Origin of the sequence: Bowmanella dokdonensis (assembly GCF_017254865.1) — a bacterium.
In the GTDB taxonomy this organism is placed as follows: domain Bacteria; phylum Pseudomonadota; class Gammaproteobacteria; order Enterobacterales; family Alteromonadaceae; genus Bowmanella; species Bowmanella dokdonensis.
This window is the reverse complement of sequence record NZ_JAFKCV010000002.1, coordinates 544875-561831: the sequence shown is the minus strand read 5'-3', so window position 1 is coordinate 561831 and position 16957 is coordinate 544875. Positions and strand designations below refer to the sequence as shown.

Below are 16957 nucleotides of genomic sequence, written 5' to 3'. Positions count from 1 at the left end.
AGCCAAGTGGTATATCGAAGAGTATTACAATACAGTAAGACGTCATGGGACACTCGGTGGAGTCAGCCCCATGGCATTTGAAAAACAATAGTTTGCAACCCGTGTCTACTTTATTGGGGGCAGATCAGTCACTCGTTACCTGTCACTTGTTACTTTAATGGCTACATCTGCGATTGCAGGTAATTCGGCAGGCCTACCATCTTAATCAGGCGTAGCTGCTGCTCCAGCCAGTAGGCATGGTCGTCCTCGGTGTCCTTGAGCAGGCTGGTGAGCATATCGCGGCTGACATAATCCTGTTCCTGCTCACAGAGTTTGATGGTCTCCTTAAGCAGCTTCTGTACCTTATATTCCACGTTTAAATCGTTCTGCAACATGTCCGGCACGTCCTTGCCCACTGCCAGTGCATCACGGGTGGTCATATCAGGGGTACCTTCCAGAAACAGGATGCGCTCGATGAGCGCGGCCGCATGACCCTTCTCATCGTCAAACTCATGGTCGATTCGTTCGTAGAGCTTGTTCAGCCCCCAGTCCTGATACATGCGGGAGTGAATAAAATATTGATCCATGGCGGCCAGCTCATTGGCGAGCAGCCGGTTCAGGCCGTCAATGACCTTTTTATTGCCTTTCATCTGTCAGACCTTGTTCACTGAAATTATCCAACAAGTGTAGAACAATTCGGCTCAATAATGAAATTATTCATTCAAATCAATATATTAGCTAATGATATCGATTCTTGTTGCCACTTCGTTTTGGCTATTCGAAACCTCTACAGCGTAAAAAGGGAGAAAACCTGCCCTCCTGCTGTCTACTATAATTGTAACAGGAGCAAATTAGCCGAAATCGCCGTTTGTTTAGGCGTTGTGCTGGTTAATTAGGCAACCAGACAAGGCTTTAATGAATATTTCATAGAATGGCTTGCGTGCTTACTTTGCCTATGTATAATACGCACCATCTTGAGGCGGCGCACTAGCGGAAACCTCCAAGAGAAGACTTCAGACGCGGGATGGAGCAGCCTGGTAGCTCGTTGGGCTCATAACCCAAAGGTCGTCGGTTCAAATCCGGCTCCCGCAACCAATTTCGCTGACATTGAAATGTCAGCAGGAAATTGCAGGATGAAAGTCCTGATAACAAAAAGCCCCGCTAGACCGGGGCTTTTTGTTGGGTTCGTTCAGGGATTTCCATGCCTCAACAGAGGCAGGTTGAAAATCAGTCTGGCTTGCCCATATCGTCCCGGCACTCGCAAATCGAGACAAGCATCTGGCATCTGTAATTAATGTTGGGTAAGCTTAGTCACGGTGCTGTTGCGGCTTACATAGATGTAAGGGGGTTATCCCCCACCGAGTGTCTGGGCTTTATGCCCTTTTTTTGTTTTTGGAGCCTGGTTTTGTCAAAACTGGAACAAACACTGACAGAAATGCTTACTCCGGCCGTCGAAGCTCTGGGCTTTGAGTTGCTGGGAATAGAATTTGTGCGGGCCGGCAAGCATTCGACCCTGCGCCTGTTTATCGATCATCCCGAGGGGATCACGGTGGACAATTGTGCCGATGTGAGTCACCAGGTCAGTGCGGTGCTGGATGTAGAAGATCCCATCAACAGCGAATACAACCTGGAAGTCTCGTCCCCAGGTATGGATCGTCCCCTGTTCAGGGAGGCGCATTACCAGGCTGTAGTCGGCGAAACCGTATCGGTGCGGCTTCGCATGCCGATGGACAACAGACGCAATTTCAAAGGCAAGGTGCTGAGCGTTGAAAATGGCACCCTGGATATAGAGGTGGACGGACAGAATTTTAAGCTGGCCATCGCAAATATAGAAAAAGGCAATCTGGTACCAAATTTTGATTAACCAGGTCTTAAGGACTAACACACTTCGGATAGGAAGTATGAGTGAGGCAAAGGGGCAATGAATAAAGAAATTCTATTAGTGGCTGAAGCCGTATCCAACGAAAAACAGGTTCCACGCGAAAAAATCTTCGAAGCGTTGGAATTTGCCATCGCCAGTGCGACCAAGAAAAAGAATGAAGGTGAGATTGAAGTCCGTGTCAGTATTAACCGCGAGACTGGTGATTTCGATACGTTCCGCCGCTGGAGGGTGATCCCCGATGATCAACCCCAGGAGAACCCCTTTGCAGAAATGACCCTGTCCGCCGCGCAAATCGACGAACCCGAAATAGAGGTGGATGATTATGTGGAAGAGCAGATCGAATCCATTGTTTTCGACCGCATCACCACCCAGACAGCCAAACAGGTCATAGTACAGAAAGTCCGCGAGGCGGAACGGGCCCAGGTGTTGGCCGAGTATGAAGACAGGGTGGGTGAGTTGGTTACCGGCACAGTCAAAAAGGTTAACCGCGACAATATTATCGTTGATTTGGGCAATAATGCCGAGGGCGTTATTTACCGTGAAGACATGCTGCCCCGCGAAACGTTTCGCCCGGGTGATCGGGTTCGCGGCCTGCTGTACGTGATTAAGCCGGAAGCACGTGGTGCCCAGTTGTTTATCAGCCGTACCCACCCCGATATGCTGGTGGAACTGTTCCGTATCGAAGTGCCGGAAATTGCCGAGGAAGTGCTGGAAATCAAGGCCGCAGCCCGAGATCCGGGTTCCCGCGCCAAGATTGCCGTCAAGACCAATGACAAACGTCTGGATCCTGTAGGTGCCTGCGTGGGTATGCGCGGCTCGCGGGTGCAGGCCGTATCCGGTGAACTGGGCGGTGAGCGGGTCGATATTATCCTGTGGGACGAGAACCCGGCGCAATTTGTTATCAACGCCATGGCTCCTGCAGAAGTGGCATCCATCGTGGTTGACGAAGACAACAAAACCATGGATGTGGCGGTAGAAGCGGACAATCTGGCCCAGGCCATCGGCCGTAGCGGTCAGAACGTACGTCTGGCCAGCCAGCTTTCCGGCTGGGAGCTGAATGTGATGACGGTGGAAGACCTCAATGCCAAGCACGAAGAAGAAAACGCCAAGGTATTGCAGCGTTTTGTTACTGGTCTGGATATTGATGAAGACTTCGCCATCGTGCTGGTGGAAGAAGGCTTTACCACCCTGGAAGAAATAGCCTATGTGCCGGCCTCCGAGCTGCTGGCCATTGAAGGGCTGGACGAAAACATGGTCGAAGAGCTGCGTGAGCGGGCCCGTGCTTTCCTGACGACGCAGGCTCTGGCTAACGAGGAGTCGCTGGAAAATGCCGAACCCAAGGAAGAACTGCTGAATCTGCCCGGCATGGAAAGGCATGTGGCCTTCCTGCTGGCCAGTCGTGGAGTTACCGACCTGGAAAGCCTGGCTGAACAGGGTGTCGACGATATCAGTGATATAGAGGAACTGGGTGAAGCGAAAGCGGGAGAGCTGATCATGGCCGCCCGCAACATCGTCTGGTTCAGTGAAGAATAAGGTCAACGGGAGGAACAAACACACATGGCAGATGTATCCATAGAAAAGCTTGCCGGTGATATTGGCACATCGGTTGACCGTCTGGTTCAGCAGTTTGCTGATGCGGGCATCAAGAAAAGTGCCGGCGATCAGGTGTCGGAAGACGAGAAACGCAACCTGCTCGACCATCTGAGCAAGCAACATGGCGGTGCCGGCTCCACTGAGCCCACCCGGATGACGCTGAAACGCCGTACCACCAGTACCCTGAGTATTAATGCCCAGGGCAAGTCCAAATCGGTCAAGGTGGAAGTGCGCAAGAAGCGCACCTATGTCAAGCGCAGCGAAGTCGAGGAAGCCCGCCTGGCCGAAGAAGAAGCCAAGCGTCGCGCTGAGGAAGAACAGGCCCGCGAGGAAGCAAGACGTCTGGCTGAAGAGCAAGCCAGAAAAGTTGAGGAAGAACGGCTGCGCAAAGAGGCGGAAGCCAAGGTCAGAGCCGAGGCGGAAAAAGCCGAGCGTGAGCGTCGCGAGGCCGAGGCCCGCGAGAAGGAAGCACACCTGACTGACGAAGAGAAGGCCGAGCGAGAACAGGCCCGTCAGGAAGCAGAGCGTATCCGCCTGCAACAGGAAGAAGAGAATCAGCGCCGGCTGGAAAAAGAAGCCAAGAAGGCGGCCGAAAAGGCCCGCAAGCTGGCTGAGGAAAATGAGCGTCGCTGGAAAGAAGAAGATGATCGCCGTCGTCGCCGGGAAGCGGAAGAAGTGCATCTGCACTCCAACCGTTATGCCCAGGAGGCAGAGGACGAGGAAGACATCCAGTTTGAACGTGGCGGCCGTCGTCGTAAATCCAAGAAGAAGAAAAATGCAGGTGCAGACTTAATGCATGGCTTTAACAAACCTGCGCAACCGGTGGAGAGAGTGGTTAAATTAGGTGAGACAATAACGGTTGGCGAATTGGCCAACAAGCTGGCCATCAAGGCTACCGAAGTGATCAAGACCATGATGAAAATGGGCGAAATGGTCACTATCAATCAGGTTCTGGATCGTGATACCGCTGTTTTGGTGGTGGAAGAGATGGGCCACAAATATGAACTGGTCAACGACAATGCCCTGGAAGAGGAACTGTTGGCCGAGGACGCCAGTGCCGCGAAGTCATCCCGTGCGCCGGTCGTGACTATCATGGGCCACGTTGACCATGGGAAGACATCGCTGCTCGACTATATCCGCCGCGCCAAGGTGGCAGCCGGTGAAGCAGGGGGTATTACCCAGCATATCGGCGCCTACAGCGTGGAAACGGATTTGGGCAAGATTACCTTCCTGGATACCCCGGGACACGCGGCCTTCACCGCTATGCGTGCTCGTGGTGCCACGGCCACCGATATTGTTATTCTGGTGGTGGCGGCCGATGACGGCGTGATGCCGCAGACCAAGGAAGCAGTGCAGCATGCCCGTGCTGCGGGCGTGCCGCTGATTGTGGCCATCAACAAGATGGACAAAGAGGCAGCCGACCCGGATCGGGTCAAGACCGAACTGTCTCAGTTGGAAGTGATTTCAGAAGAGTGGGGCGGTGAACACCAGTTTGTGCCCGTGTCAGCCAAGACAGGTATGGGCGTGGACAGTCTGCTGGAAGCTATCTCCCTGCAGGCCGAAGTACTGGAGCTGAAAGCCGTACCTAAAGGACCGGCCAAGGGCATAGTGATCGAGTCCCGCCTTGACAAGGGCCGTGGCCCGGTGGCCACTGTGCTGGTGCAACAGGGTGAACTGAAAACCGGTGATATCCTGCTGTGCGGATTTGAGTATGGCCGGGTTCGCGCCATGCGTGATGAGCTGGGTCAGGACGTCAAATCGGCCGGCCCCTCCACCCCCGTTGAGATCCTGGGCCTGTCCGGCGTACCGGCGGCCGGGGATGACGCCCGGGTGGTCCAGGACGAGCGTAAGGCCCGAGAGGTTGCCGCCACACGCCGTACCAAACAACGTGAACTGAAGCTGGCCAAGCAACAAAAGGCCAAGCTGGAGAACATGTTTGCCGATATGGAAGCCGGTGATGTGAGCGAACTGAATATCGTCCTGAAGGCTGACGTACAAGGCTCGGTGGAAGCCATCAGTGATTCCTTGCTGAAGTTGTCTACCGATGAAGTGAAGATCAATATCGTCGGCAGTGGAGTAGGCGGAATTACCGAAACGGACGCCAGCCTGGCGGCTGCATCGGGCGCCATTATTCTTGGCTTTAACGTGCGGGCCGATGCCTCTGCCCGTAAGGTCATTGAGGGCGAAGAGATCGACCTGCGTTATTACAGCGTGATCTACGATCTGATCGATGAAGTCAAAGCTGCCATGAGCGGCATGTTGGCACCGGAATTCAAGCAGCAGATCATCGGTCTGGCCGAGGTGCGGGATGTGTTCCGTTCACCCAAGCTGGGAGCCATCGCCGGTTGTATGGTTACCGAGGGTATCGTCAAGCGCAGCGCGCCTATCCGGGTGTTGCGTGACAACGTGGTCATCTACGAAGGAGAGCTGGAGTCCCTGCGTCGCTTCAAGGACGATGTCAGCGAAGTGCGTAACGGCATGGAGTGTGGTATCGGCGTGAAGAACTATAATGACGTCAAAGTGGGTGACCAGATCGAGGTCTTCGAAACCATTGAAGTGAAGCGGGAACTTTAACCGCTCGCAACCTGCACCTGAGTGCGGGAGAGAAAGATGAAATAGCGGAGGCGTTGATGCCTCCGTTATTGTCTTTGGGGTTCGTGCTCAAGCAAATCGAGAGTGTCAAATGGCAAGAGAATTTTCCCGGACCGACCGAGTCGGCCAACAAATCCATAAAGAAGTGGCCAGTATCCTGCAAAACGAATTCAAGAACCGTGATCCGCGCCTGGGGATGGTCACTGTCTCAGGTGCCGAGGTCTCCCGTGATTTGGCCCACGCCAAGGTGTTCGTCACCTTTTTCGAAAGCGACGAAGCCAAGATCAAGGAGCAGATGGCCATACTGGATGACAACAAGGGCTTTGTCCGATCATTGCTTTCCAAGCGCATGAGCATGCGGACGGTCCCGGCAATCCGGTTTGTACAGGACCTGTCCATTACTGAGGGCATGCGTCTGTCCAACCTGCTCAGCGAAACCATCAGCAAAGACAAGGAGCGGGCCAGACAAGCAGGTCGCGATCCTGAAGGTGAAGACAAGGAATAACGCCGGTGGCAAAACAGCGCAAGGGCCGTTCGGTCGATGGCATCTTTTTGCTCAACAAGGCCATCGGAGGGTCATCCAACCAGGTGATGCAGCAGGTCAGGCGGTTGTTTAATGCGGCTAAGGCCGGCCATACCGGTGCCCTGGATCCGCTTGCGTCCGGTATGCTGCCTGTCTGCCTGGGGGAAGCCACCAAGTTTTCCCAGTTTCTGCTTGATGCGGATAAGACCTACAGTGTTACTGCGAGGTTAGGTATCCGCACCACCACCTCGGATGCCGACGGGGAGGTGGTTGAAACCCGTTCAGTCAATGTATCTGAATCACAGCTGCTGGTGGCGGTGGACAGTTTCCGTGGCAGGAGCAAACAAATCCCTTCCATGTTCTCCGCCCTGAAGTATCAGGGCAAGCCTCTTTACCACTATGCCCGTAAGGGCATTGAGGTGCCCCGCGAAGCCCGGGATATTGAGATATTCGATATCAGAGTCAACCGCTTCGAAGGGGATGAGGTGGATATGCAGGTGCACTGTAGCAAGGGCACCTATATCCGCTCCCTGGTGGATGATCTGGGCCAACTGCTGGGGTGCGGTGCCTATGTGACCATGCTGGACAGAACAGCGGTGGCGGGCTACCCAACAGCGCAGATGATGAGCCTGGAACAGCTGGAACAACGGGCCGCCCAATGCACTGTGGACGGACAGGTGAATTACGACGAGCTGGATAAACTGTTGCTGCCTATGGATACTGCAGTGTTGAATCTGCCGGCGGTCACAGTCCCCACCGCTAAAATGCCCTATTTCAGTAATGGCAATCCCGTGCAAGCCGACACGGGCGATCTGACCGGTCAGGTCAGGACCTATGCCGAAGCAGACGGGCGTTTCCTTGGCGTGGCCGAAGTGGAACAGCCGGGGCGGGTGGCGCCGAAACGCTTGGTTGTCTGTTAAGTTCTCAGTGAGGGGTTATCAGGAAAACAGGCCATCCTGACTAAGGCCAGGACCCCAGTAGGTCAGCTGTGAACGGGCAATTTCAAACCTTGCTATTCTTAAAGGCGCCGCTATAATAGCGCCTCTTTTCGACCCGCTGAATTAGTGATCGGCCGGTCTAACTTAGGAGAAACATATGTCACTAACGAAAGAAGAAACCGCACAACTCATCGCCGACTACGGTGTGAAAGAGGGCGACACAGGATCACCTGAAGTTCAGGTAGCGCTGCTGACAGCCAATATCAACAAGCTGCAGGGCCACTTTGCTGATCACAAGAAAGATCACCACTCACGTCGTGGTCTGCTGCGTATGGTCAGCCAGCGTCGTAGCATGCTGGATTACCTGAAAAAGAAAAATCAGGACCGTTACCTGGAACTGATCAAGCGCCTGGGCCTGCGTCGCTAAGCGCAACCCACGCAAAGAAAAGGCACCCTAGGGTGCCTTTTTCGTTAGGGCAATCTGAGCGGTTAGTTAGGTTTACGGGTCATCTTGTCGAGAATGCCCATGGCAAAGGCCGACAGGACAAAGGTGATATGGATAATCACATACCACAGCAGCTTGTCACTGTCTGTCTTCTCCACATTCATAAAGATCTTCAGCAGATGTATGGATGAGATAGCCACGATGGACGCCGCCACCTTGTTCTTCAGCGAGCCCGAGTCCAGTTTACCCAGCCAGTCGAGTTTTTCGCTTTCTCCTCCTATATCCAGCCTGGATACGAAATTCTCATAGCCGGAAAACATCACCATCACTATCAGTCCGCCGACCAGCACCAGATCGATCAATGACAGTACCACCAGCACCAGATCCGCCTCTTTCATCTCCAGGATAATAGGCAGAATATGCAGCACTTCCTGAAAAAATTTGATGCCCAGCGCCAGCAGTGCCAGGCTCAGTCCAAGATAAATGGGCGCCATTATCCAGCGGGAAGAGTAAATCAGGGTTTCGACCAGTTTTTCCAACAGTAGCCTCGCAGAGTCAACTCGAATCAATTAAAACTGCGACTCATTATGGGCAAGCCGTTTTCCTTTGCAATGTCTGCCGATAAAATTCTTAAGGGCCGGATCGCGTGCCGACAGGGGAGGACAGTAGAAGTATCCCTGTCCTACCTGACAGCCGGCACTGAGCAAGTAATCATACTGAGCAGTGTTTTCAATGCCTTCGGCGACCACTTCAAGGTTGAGCGCTTTGGCCATGGCGATGACCGCCGAAGCGATCTGGCCGGCTTCCCTGTTGTCAGGCAATTCATCGATAAAACTCCGGTCAATCTTCAGGGTGTCGATAGGCAGACGCCGCAGATAGGACAGGGAGGAATAGCCGGTACCGAAATCGTCAATGGACAACTTAAAACCTACTTGGCGTAGACGGGTTAAAAGCACCAGTGTCTCTTCTGCGTGTTCCGGGATCAGGCAACTTTCGGTCAGTTCCAGTTCTATACGCTGTGCAGATACGCCATGCTGATTCAGGATGTGGCAGGTTCGGTGGAAGAAATCACTCTCACTGAGCTGCGAGGTGGAGATATTGACGGAAACCGGCACCTCGGCCAGCCCTCCCTGACGAATGTCCATACAGACCAGCTCGAGGACCTGAGCACCCAACTGGCTGATCAACCCTAGTTTTTCAGCCAGCGGGATAAAGTTTACCGGTGATATCTGACCGAGTTGCGGATCATGCCAGCGGACCAGCGCTTCGAACCCCACCAGTCTGTCCTCAGCCAATGCAACTTTGGGTTGGTAGGCCACCTGCAACTGTCGTTGCTGAAGGGCGGTGCGCAAGGCCTGCTCCAGTCGCAGCTCCTGGTCGCTTTGCTGCCCTGAGCTGGATTGATAGAAGCAGTACTGGTTACGTCCGGCGGATTTGGCCTGGTACATGGCCAGATCCGCATGTTTGATCAGCTGCTCGGCATTACAGCTGTCTTTGGGATACAGGCTGATGCCGATGCTGGTGGTGAGGAAAAAATCCTGCTCCTTGATGCGTATGGGCCGCGCGAATTGCGCCACCAGACGCTTGGCCAGGGCGCTCAGGGCATTTGTATCCCCCACCTCGGGCAGCAGAATAGTAAATTCATCTCCTCCCAACCTGGCCACGGATTCGCCGTCCCGGACGGTCCGTTGCAGGCGTCTGGCCACTTCCCGCAAGGCCTCATCGCCGGCCTGGTGCCCCAGACTGTCATTGATACGCTTAAACAGATCCAGGTCGAGGAACAGCACCGCCATCTCATGATGATGTCGATGGGCGTTGGCCAGGGCCAGATGCAGGCGATCCATAAACATGCGCCGATTGGCCAGCCCCGTCAGTTCATCAATGTAGGCCAGCTGATGAATTTTCTTTTCCTGCTGCTTCCGTTCACTGATATCTGAAAAAATGCCGGCAAACTGGCAGATGTTACCTTCTTCAGAGCGTATGGCAGTAATGGACAGCCATTGAGGATAGATTTGGCCGTTCTTGCGCTTATTCCATATTTCTCCCTGCCATTGACCCTGGTCCAGCAGGGTTTTCCAGAGATTCTGATAGAAGGTCTGGTTATGCAGACCGGAACTGAGCAGATCCGGTTTTCTGCCGATTGCCTCCCGGGCGCTGTATCCCGTCAACTGAGTAAAACTGGGATTGACTGATTCGATAACCCCGTCGATATTGGTGATCATGATGCCGTCCAGGGAGGCGTCAATCACTTTTTGTGCCAGTCGCAGATAGTCCGTTGAGGTGCGAAGGGCGACATCCCGGTCATGCAGGGCTTGCTTGAGTTGTTCCACATAGACCTGTTCGACATTGGCCAGGATATCGCTGAAAGACAACAACCCAACAATCTGCTCCAGTTCGTCACACACCGCCAGATGGCGGAAATTACGCTCCTTGAGCAGGTCCACTGCCTGTAGCAGGGTACAGCTTCGATTGACGGTAAGCAGGGGTTTGAGGGCCAGATCGCCGACGGCCAACTCTGATGCCCCTTCGCCCCGGGCAATAACGCGAACCAGGTCGCGTTCGGTAATAATGCCCGGGATTCTATCTTTATAGCTCACGATAGCCGCATCAACCTGATGGGCACGCATCACGCTGACGCCACTGGCAAGGGACTGATCTGCCTCCAGGATCAGCGGCTTTCTGCCGATACTGGAGCCCACATCCCGCAGTTTCAGATAGAACTCAATGCGTTGCTGACGCAGGATATCAGTCTGGGTCAGGATGCCTAAAGGGCGTTTTTCATCATCTACCACCAACAGCCGACGAATACGCTTTTGCAACATCATAGCCGCGGCGTCATTGAGCAGGGTATGGCCGGGGACCTCAATCACGGTCTGGGTCATGAACTCCTGCACCGGTCTCTGGTAACAGTGACCATCGTTAAAGCTCAGTTTCTTGGCGTCGCCTTCTGTCCATATACCCAGTATCCGTCCCTTTTCTACGACCAGAATACAACTGACCTGGTGCTGCTGCATCAGGACGGCCACCTGCTGCAAGGGGGTACTGGCAGCACAGGTGATCAGATCCCGGCTGGCCAGCTCCGCAACACTGGGCTCTTGAAAGTGAGTGCAACTTGACGCCAATGAAACAACAGACATCTCTCATCCTTTAAATTCCCGCGAGCCGGAAGTGTAGGTGAGTGGCAAAGATACCTTATTGATCTGTGACAACTATACCTGAATTACCTGCTCCCTGGCTGAAGGGACTCCCAGCCCCTTGAGCTGGGTTGGCAGAAACGGCATTATCAGAGATCAGATTCTCTGTCAGTGAAAACAATGACCTCCCAGTCTGGCCCGATAGGGGTATTTCTCATTTTCCTGCGCCTGGGACTGGTGAGCTTTGGGGGCCCTGTTGCCCATCTGGGTTACTTCAGAGAAGCCTTTGTCACCCGCCGCAAGTGGCTCAGTGATACGGCTTATGCGCAACTGGTTGCCCTGTGCCAGGTGCTGCCCGGCCCCGCGAGTAGTCAGGTGGGTTTTGCCCTGGGCCTGCACCGTGCCGGGATGGGAGGGGCATTAGCTGCCTGGCTCGGGTTTACCCTGCCGTCTGCATTGGTGATGATGCTGTTCGCCCTGTATTACCAGCAGTTGAATCACTGGTTGGGCAGCGACTGGCTGCATGGACTGAAAGTGGCAGCGGTGGCCGTGGTGGCCCAGGCGGTGTGGGGTATGGGGCGGGCTTTGTGTCCGGACAGACGCACCCGCACCCTGGCAGTGCTGGCGATGTGTGGTGTCTTGTTGCTTCCGGGACCAGGCTGGCAGGTGCTGATTATTCTCACGGCCGGGGGGCTGGGTAGCCGGTTATTGCCAGTTGAGCCGGCAGAGCTTGACGGACCCGAACTGAGATTGCCTTATTCGAGGCGCTGGGCCTGGGCTTTCCTCCTGGTATCACTTGCCCTGCTGATTGCCTTGCCGTTGTCGGTATTATTACTGCCTGGCTCAGATCTTAGACTCCTGGACAGCTTCTATCGGGCAGGGGCGCTGGTGTTTGGCGGTGGGCATGTGGTGCTGCCGTTGCTGCAGGCTGAGATGGTGCCGAGCGGTCTGGTGGGCCAGGATAGTTTTATGGCCGGATACGGGATGGCTCAGGCGGTGCCCGGCCCACTTTTCACTTTTGCGGCTTACCTGGGGATGCAGGCAACCGGAACGGGTGGAGCCCTGGTGGCTCTGTTGGGAATTTTTCTGCCAGGTTTTCTGTTGTTGCTTGGCGTACTGCCTTTCTATCATGGATTGTATGATAAGCCTTTGATGCAATCGGCATTAAGGGGAATCAATGCCGCCGTGGTGGGGATCCTGCTGGCAGCCCTGTATCAGCCGGTTTGGTTGACCGCTATCCTTAGTATCCGGGATTTTGTTCTGCTGGGATTGTCCATGCTGTTGCTGATGAGCTGGCAACGTCCTGTCTACCAGGTGGTCGGGTTTTGTGCCTTGGCCGCGGGTTTGGGCTGGCACTGAATTCGTCCAGTCTCCGATATTATTCGTTAGTTAGTCTGCCCCTGCCGGGGAAATATTGCATAATCATCGCCATAAGGTGTCAACTACCCGGTGACTCTGTGGCCCGCTGAGCCGAGGCAGGTGATATAGATTATCAGCCAGAACTGGCCCCTGACCGGGACAACAAGCAGAGAAACATCATGCCGGAAAAACCCTCATCGAGTCGGCCATTTGCCGATATTCTTGCCGCCCGACTGTCAAGGCGCCAGGCACTTAAAGGGTTGGGGGCCGGTAGCGCGTCACTGTTAATGGCTGGCTATGGGTTGACTCCACAAGCAGGGGCGGGTACCCAAAAGGGGGCCGGTGAATTTTCCCTGACTTTTAAAGAACTGCCACACGGCCTGGATGAACATCTGGCTGTGGCGGAGGGATATCAAAGCCAGATTCTGGTGCGCTGGGGGGATGCCTTGTTCGCCGATGCCGCCGCTTTTGATCCCCAGAAACCAAGTGAAGCCGCCCAGCTCAGGCAGTTCGGCTATAACAATGATTTCATCGGCTTTGTCTCCCTGCCTCTCGGTTCCGACAGCTCAGACCATGGCCTGCTGACAGTGAACCACGAGTACACCCGCCCTGCCATGATGTATCCCGGCGCACCGGACAGCGATAAGCTGAGTGAGGAATTGACCCGGGCCAATATTGTTGCCCATGGCCTGTCCGTGGTGGAAGTGAAAAAACAGAAGAACGGCCAGTGGAAACTGGTGTTGGACTCCCCATACAACCGCCGTATTACTCCCTGGACGCCCATGCAAATCACGGGGCCGGCGGCCGGCAGCAAACGCCTGCAAACGCCAGACTCGCCTGACGGTGTTCAGACACGGGGAACCTATGGGAACTGCGCCGGGGGGGTGACGCCCTGGGGCACTATTCTGACCGGTGAGGAAAATGTCGATTACTTCTTTGGCGGCGATTACAGCAACAGTGGCGAGACGGACAATTATCAGGAGTTTGGCATGCAGTCGCGCCACCGGGGCAGTTGGTCGAAACATTTTGCCCGCTGGGATATGAGTCAAACCCCGGCCGAGCCCCTGCATATGGGCTGGATTGTGGAGATTGACCCTTATGATCCCACCTCCGTGCCGAAGAAGCGTACGGTCCTGGGGCGCTACAAACATGAAGGCGCCAATGTGCATATCAACCCGGATGGGCGGGTAGTGGCCTACAGCGGCGATGACCAGCAATTTCAGTTTCTGTATAAATTTGTCAGCCTTAATCGCTACCAGCCGGATAACCGGGCTGCCAATCTACGCCTGTTGGATGAAGGACAACTGTTTTGCGCCCGGTTTAGCGACGATGGGACCCTGAATTGGCTTCCCCTGAAGGTTGGCCACGGCCCCCTGACTTCAGCCAACGGCTTTAATCATCAGGGCGATGTGATGCTGGATTGCCGTAAGGCGGCGAAACTGCTTGGTGCCACGCCTATGGACAGACCCGAGGATGTAGAGGTCAACCCGGTTAACGGCCAGGTCTATGTGATGCTGACCAATAACAGCCGGCGCAAACCTGACAACACGGATGCGGCCAATCCGCGCGGACCGAACCGGGCGGGTCAGATAGTGGAGTTGATTGCCCCAAAAGGAGATCATGCCAGCGAGACCTTCAACTGGGAGATGCTTATTGTTGCGGGACCCAAAGATGAGCCGGGCACAAAGTATCATCCTCAAATCAGTGCCAATGGTTGGCTGGCCTGTCCGGATAACTGCGCGTTCGATAAGCTGGGTAACCTATGGATCGCCACCGATGGAGCGGAGCAATACGATGTGGCTGATGGCATCTGGGCCTGTGAATTGAGCGGTGCTTATCGCGCCCTGACCAAACGTTTCCTTCGTACTCCCCTAGGTGCAGAACTGTGCGGCCCTTTCTTTACCCCGGACTCGGAGAATCTGTTCTGTGCGGTGCAGCATCCGGGGCAGGGCAGTACTTTCGACAAACCCAGTACCCGCTGGCCCGATTTTGACGACAGTCTGCCGCCCAGGCCCTCTGTGGTAGTGATCACCAAACAAGGTGGGGGGCGAATAGGCAGCTGATGAAAGGATGGCAAAAACCAGTCAGTACCAACATAATTACCGGCTTTTTGGGGGTGGGTAAATCCACCGCTATTCTGCATCTGCTTGGGCAAAAACCAGCGCAGGAAAGCTGGGCCATTCTGGTGAATGAATTCGGCGAGATAGGCGTAGACGGCGGCTTGCTTGCCCAATCCGGCCAACAGGATGTGGTAATCAAGGAAATTCCGGGTGGCTGCATGTGCTGTGCCTCCGGCCTGCCCATGCAGATCTCCCTCAATCTGCTTTTGGCCCGTAAACGCCCGGACCGTCTGTTGATTGAACCGACAGGACTGGGTCACCCCGCCGAGGTGCTGGCCACCTTAAGCGGTGAGCAATACCGCGGCGTACTGACCCTGGAGCAGACGTTGACGCTGGTGGATGCCAGAAAAGTCCACGACGAGCGTTATCGGAAGCATGAGATTTTCAATCAGCAACTTGAGGTGGCCGACCAGATTATTGCCAACAAGACAGATCTTTATGCATCTGGTGATGTACAGGCCCTGGATGATTTTTTAGCCCAGCAGCATATAACGGCGCCGCGCCATAGGGTCAGCCACGGACAAATACCTCTGGACTGGTTGAAGGGGAAGGCCGGTTACAGTCATCTGGCCCTGACCAACGCTGTGGGCGGGGTCGGGGAGGAACTGGCCGGCCTGGTGGCACCTGAGTCTGGCCTGATTCGCCGCCAGGGACAAGGGGAGGGTTTTGCCAGCTGTGGCTGGATCTTTGCCAGGCACAGCCGTTTCGAATTCAACGGCCTGATGTCGCTGCTGCTGGGACTGGACATGGAACGTCTGAAAGGAATTCTGCATACCGATCAGGGCTGGTTTGTCTTTAATCTGGCCGATGGAGTAATGAGCACAGGCAGTATCGAAGATGCCCCGGACAGCCGCCTCGAATGCATCAGTATTGCTCTCCCCCTTCCGGAATGGGACGTCCTGGAGCAGGCCCTGGTGCGGCTACTCGTAGACTAGCGGATCCACAACGCCGTTAGCGGCGAACGCCTCTAACCGCTCATTGCAGGCGCCGCATTTACCACAGGCTTTCTCGCGGCCGTTATAACAGGTCCAGGTTTTTCCGTAGTCCAGCCCCATGGCCAGGCCGTCTGCCAGGATCTCGATTTTACTCTCATGCAGATAGGGGCTGACGATTTCCACCGGCTCATAATTGGCAATGGCGCAGACATCATTCATGCGTTCGACGAATTCCGGCCGGCAATCCGGATAGATATTGTGATCGCCCGAGTGGGCGCCGTAATAGACCCTGCAGGCATTAAGGGAGACCGCGTAGCCCACGGCCAGGGACAACAGGATCATGTTGCGGTTGGGGACCACGGTGTTCTTCATGTTCTCGGCTGCGTAATGCCCTTCAGCCACGTCGATATCGCTGGTCAGCGATGAGCCGCCGACCAGGCTGTTAATGGCGCGGATATCCACCACCTTGTGTGAGACACCCAGTTCCTCACAGACCCGCGCTGCACAGATCAACTCCTTGCTGTGACGCTGTCCGTAATCGAAAGACAGAGCATAAATCTCCAGCCCCTGTTGGTGGGCCTTGTGCAGAACCGTAAAGGAGTCCATACCCCCGGAAAATATTACCACTACCTTTTGTGCCATCAGGCTGCCTTCTCTATAATCGCTGCTTTGGTGCGAATCATACCAGTTTTGTCCTGCCCGGCTCCACGTCTGGTAAAGGGGATTGACAGGACCATATTGCTTTTAGTGAGAACTCAGCTTGAATCAGCGGCTCAAGATTAACGAGATGTTTGAAACCATCCAGGGGGAGGGGGCCTTTACCGGCGTACCGGCCATTTTTATTCGTTTGCAGGGCTGCCCTGTGGGTTGTCCCTGGTGCGATACCAAACACACCTGGACGCTGGATCCCGAACAGCAGGTCAGTGCCAATCAGGTGCTGGCCAAGGAGGAGGCCAGTGAAGCCTGGTTCGACACTGACGTCCAGGAGATGGTTGAGTTGATCCAACGGCAGGGCTACCGGGCCCGGCACGTGGTGATCACCGGCGGTGAGCCGGCTATGTATGATCTGGTTGCTCTTACCCGGGAATTGCTGGACAAGGGGCTTACCGTGCAAATAGAAACCAGCGGTACCTTCGAAATAAAGGTGGATGCGAGAACCTGGGTAACCCTGTCGCCCAAGGTGGATATGAAAGGGGGCTACCAGATCCTGGATCAGGCCCTGGCCAGGGCGGATGAGATAAAACACCCCGTGGCCATGGACAAACATATAGAAGAACTGGACAGCCTGCTGGCTCGTTCTGCCACCAATCACAATGCCCTGGTCTACCTGCAACCCATCAGTCAGCAACAGCGCGCCACTGAGCTGGCCGTCAGGACCTGTATCGAACGAAACTGGCGATTGTCCTTGCAAACCCACAAGTATATCGGCATAGAATAGGTCCTGGGGAAACGCCAAG

At 54.9% G+C, this 16957-nt stretch carries 14 protein-coding genes and 1 tRNA gene; 11 read left to right on the top strand and 4 right to left on the bottom strand.

Going from position 1 to position 16957, the window contains the following annotated elements; translation table 11 throughout:
• Window positions 1-161: 161 nt before the first annotated feature.
• Window positions 162-629, bottom strand: a complete 468-nt coding sequence (gene bfr / locus J0A66_RS05765) for a bacterioferritin (protein WP_206572823.1) — start codon at window positions 627-629, stop codon at window positions 162-164.
• Between the two features lie 368 nt (window positions 630-997).
• Here bfr and J0A66_RS05760 point away from each other — a divergent pair.
• The 7 genes from J0A66_RS05760 to rpsO all read left to right on the top strand — a co-directional run bounded on the left by J0A66_RS05760 (window position 998) and on the right by rpsO (window position 7934).
• Window positions 998-1074: transfer RNA gene (locus J0A66_RS05760), tRNA-Met, on the top strand.
• A 310-nt stretch (window positions 1075-1384) separates the two neighbouring features.
• Window positions 1385-1843: a ribosome maturation factor RimP gene (gene rimP / locus J0A66_RS05755; protein WP_206572822.1), complete on the top strand. Its 459-nt coding sequence runs from the start codon at window positions 1385-1387 to the stop codon at window positions 1841-1843.
• 57 nt (window positions 1844-1900) lie between these two features.
• Window positions 1901-3394, top strand: coding sequence for a transcription termination factor NusA (nusA, locus tag J0A66_RS05750; protein WP_206572821.1), 1494 nt, complete (start codon window positions 1901-1903; stop codon window positions 3392-3394).
• Window positions 3395-3418: 24 nt separating this feature from the next.
• Entirely contained in the window at window positions 3419-6028 is a 2610-nt protein-coding gene (gene infB / locus J0A66_RS05745) for a translation initiation factor IF-2 (protein WP_206572820.1), read from the top strand.
• Between the two features lie 109 nt (window positions 6029-6137).
• Entirely contained in the window at window positions 6138-6551 is a 414-nt protein-coding gene (rbfA, locus tag J0A66_RS05740; protein WP_206572819.1) for a 30S ribosome-binding factor RbfA, read from the top strand.
• A gap of 5 nt (window positions 6552-6556) precedes the next feature.
• The gene (gene truB, locus J0A66_RS05735; protein WP_206572818.1) at window positions 6557-7489 is read left to right on the top strand and encodes a tRNA pseudouridine(55) synthase TruB; all 933 of its coding nucleotides are present in this window, start codon (window positions 6557-6559) and stop codon (window positions 7487-7489) included.
• Window positions 7490-7664: 175 nt separating this feature from the next.
• Window positions 7665-7934 carry a 30S ribosomal protein S15 gene (gene rpsO, locus J0A66_RS05730; RefSeq protein WP_206572817.1) on the top strand — a complete coding sequence of 90 codons (270 nt, stop codon included), beginning with the start codon at window positions 7665-7667 and terminating at the stop codon, window positions 7932-7934.
• Between the two features lie 62 nt (window positions 7935-7996).
• Here the strand turns inward: rpsO and J0A66_RS05725 are convergent, their stop codons facing one another.
• On the bottom strand, window positions 7997-8491 hold the full coding sequence (locus J0A66_RS05725; RefSeq protein WP_206572816.1) for a TIGR00645 family protein: 495 nt from the start codon (window positions 8489-8491) through the stop codon (window positions 7997-7999).
• Between the two features lie 30 nt (window positions 8492-8521).
• A complete protein-coding gene (locus tag J0A66_RS05720; protein ID WP_206572815.1) occupies window positions 8522-11089 on the bottom strand; it encodes an EAL domain-containing protein in 2568 nt (855 codons plus the stop codon).
• Window positions 11090-11266: 177 nt separating this feature from the next.
• Between J0A66_RS05720 and chrA the strand changes: the two genes are divergently transcribed.
• From chrA to J0A66_RS05705, 3 genes are all read left to right on the top strand, one after another.
• Complete coding sequence (gene chrA / locus J0A66_RS05715; RefSeq protein ID WP_206572814.1) at window positions 11267-12445, top strand: chromate efflux transporter; 1179 nt, start codon at window positions 11267-11269, stop codon at window positions 12443-12445.
• 179 nt (window positions 12446-12624) lie between these two features.
• Window positions 12625-14508, top strand: a complete 1884-nt coding sequence (locus J0A66_RS05710) for a PhoX family protein (RefSeq protein WP_206572813.1) — start codon at window positions 12625-12627, stop codon at window positions 14506-14508.
• Window positions 14508-15500: a CobW family GTP-binding protein gene (locus tag J0A66_RS05705; RefSeq protein ID WP_206572812.1), complete on the top strand. Its 993-nt coding sequence runs from the start codon at window positions 14508-14510 to the stop codon at window positions 15498-15500. The genes J0A66_RS05710 and J0A66_RS05705 overlap by 1 nt, the downstream gene beginning before the upstream one ends.
• Here the strand turns inward: J0A66_RS05705 and queC are convergent.
• Window positions 15486-16142, bottom strand: a complete 657-nt coding sequence (gene queC / locus J0A66_RS05700; protein ID WP_206572811.1) for a 7-cyano-7-deazaguanine synthase QueC — start codon at window positions 16140-16142, stop codon at window positions 15486-15488. The genes J0A66_RS05705 and queC overlap by 15 nt on opposite strands.
• A gap of 145 nt (window positions 16143-16287) precedes the next feature.
• Between queC and queE the strand changes: the two genes are divergently transcribed.
• Window positions 16288-16938 carry a 7-carboxy-7-deazaguanine synthase QueE gene (gene queE / locus J0A66_RS05695; RefSeq protein WP_206572810.1) on the top strand — a complete coding sequence of 217 codons (651 nt, stop codon included), beginning with the start codon at window positions 16288-16290 and terminating at the stop codon, window positions 16936-16938.
• Window positions 16939-16957 lie beyond the last annotated feature (19 nt).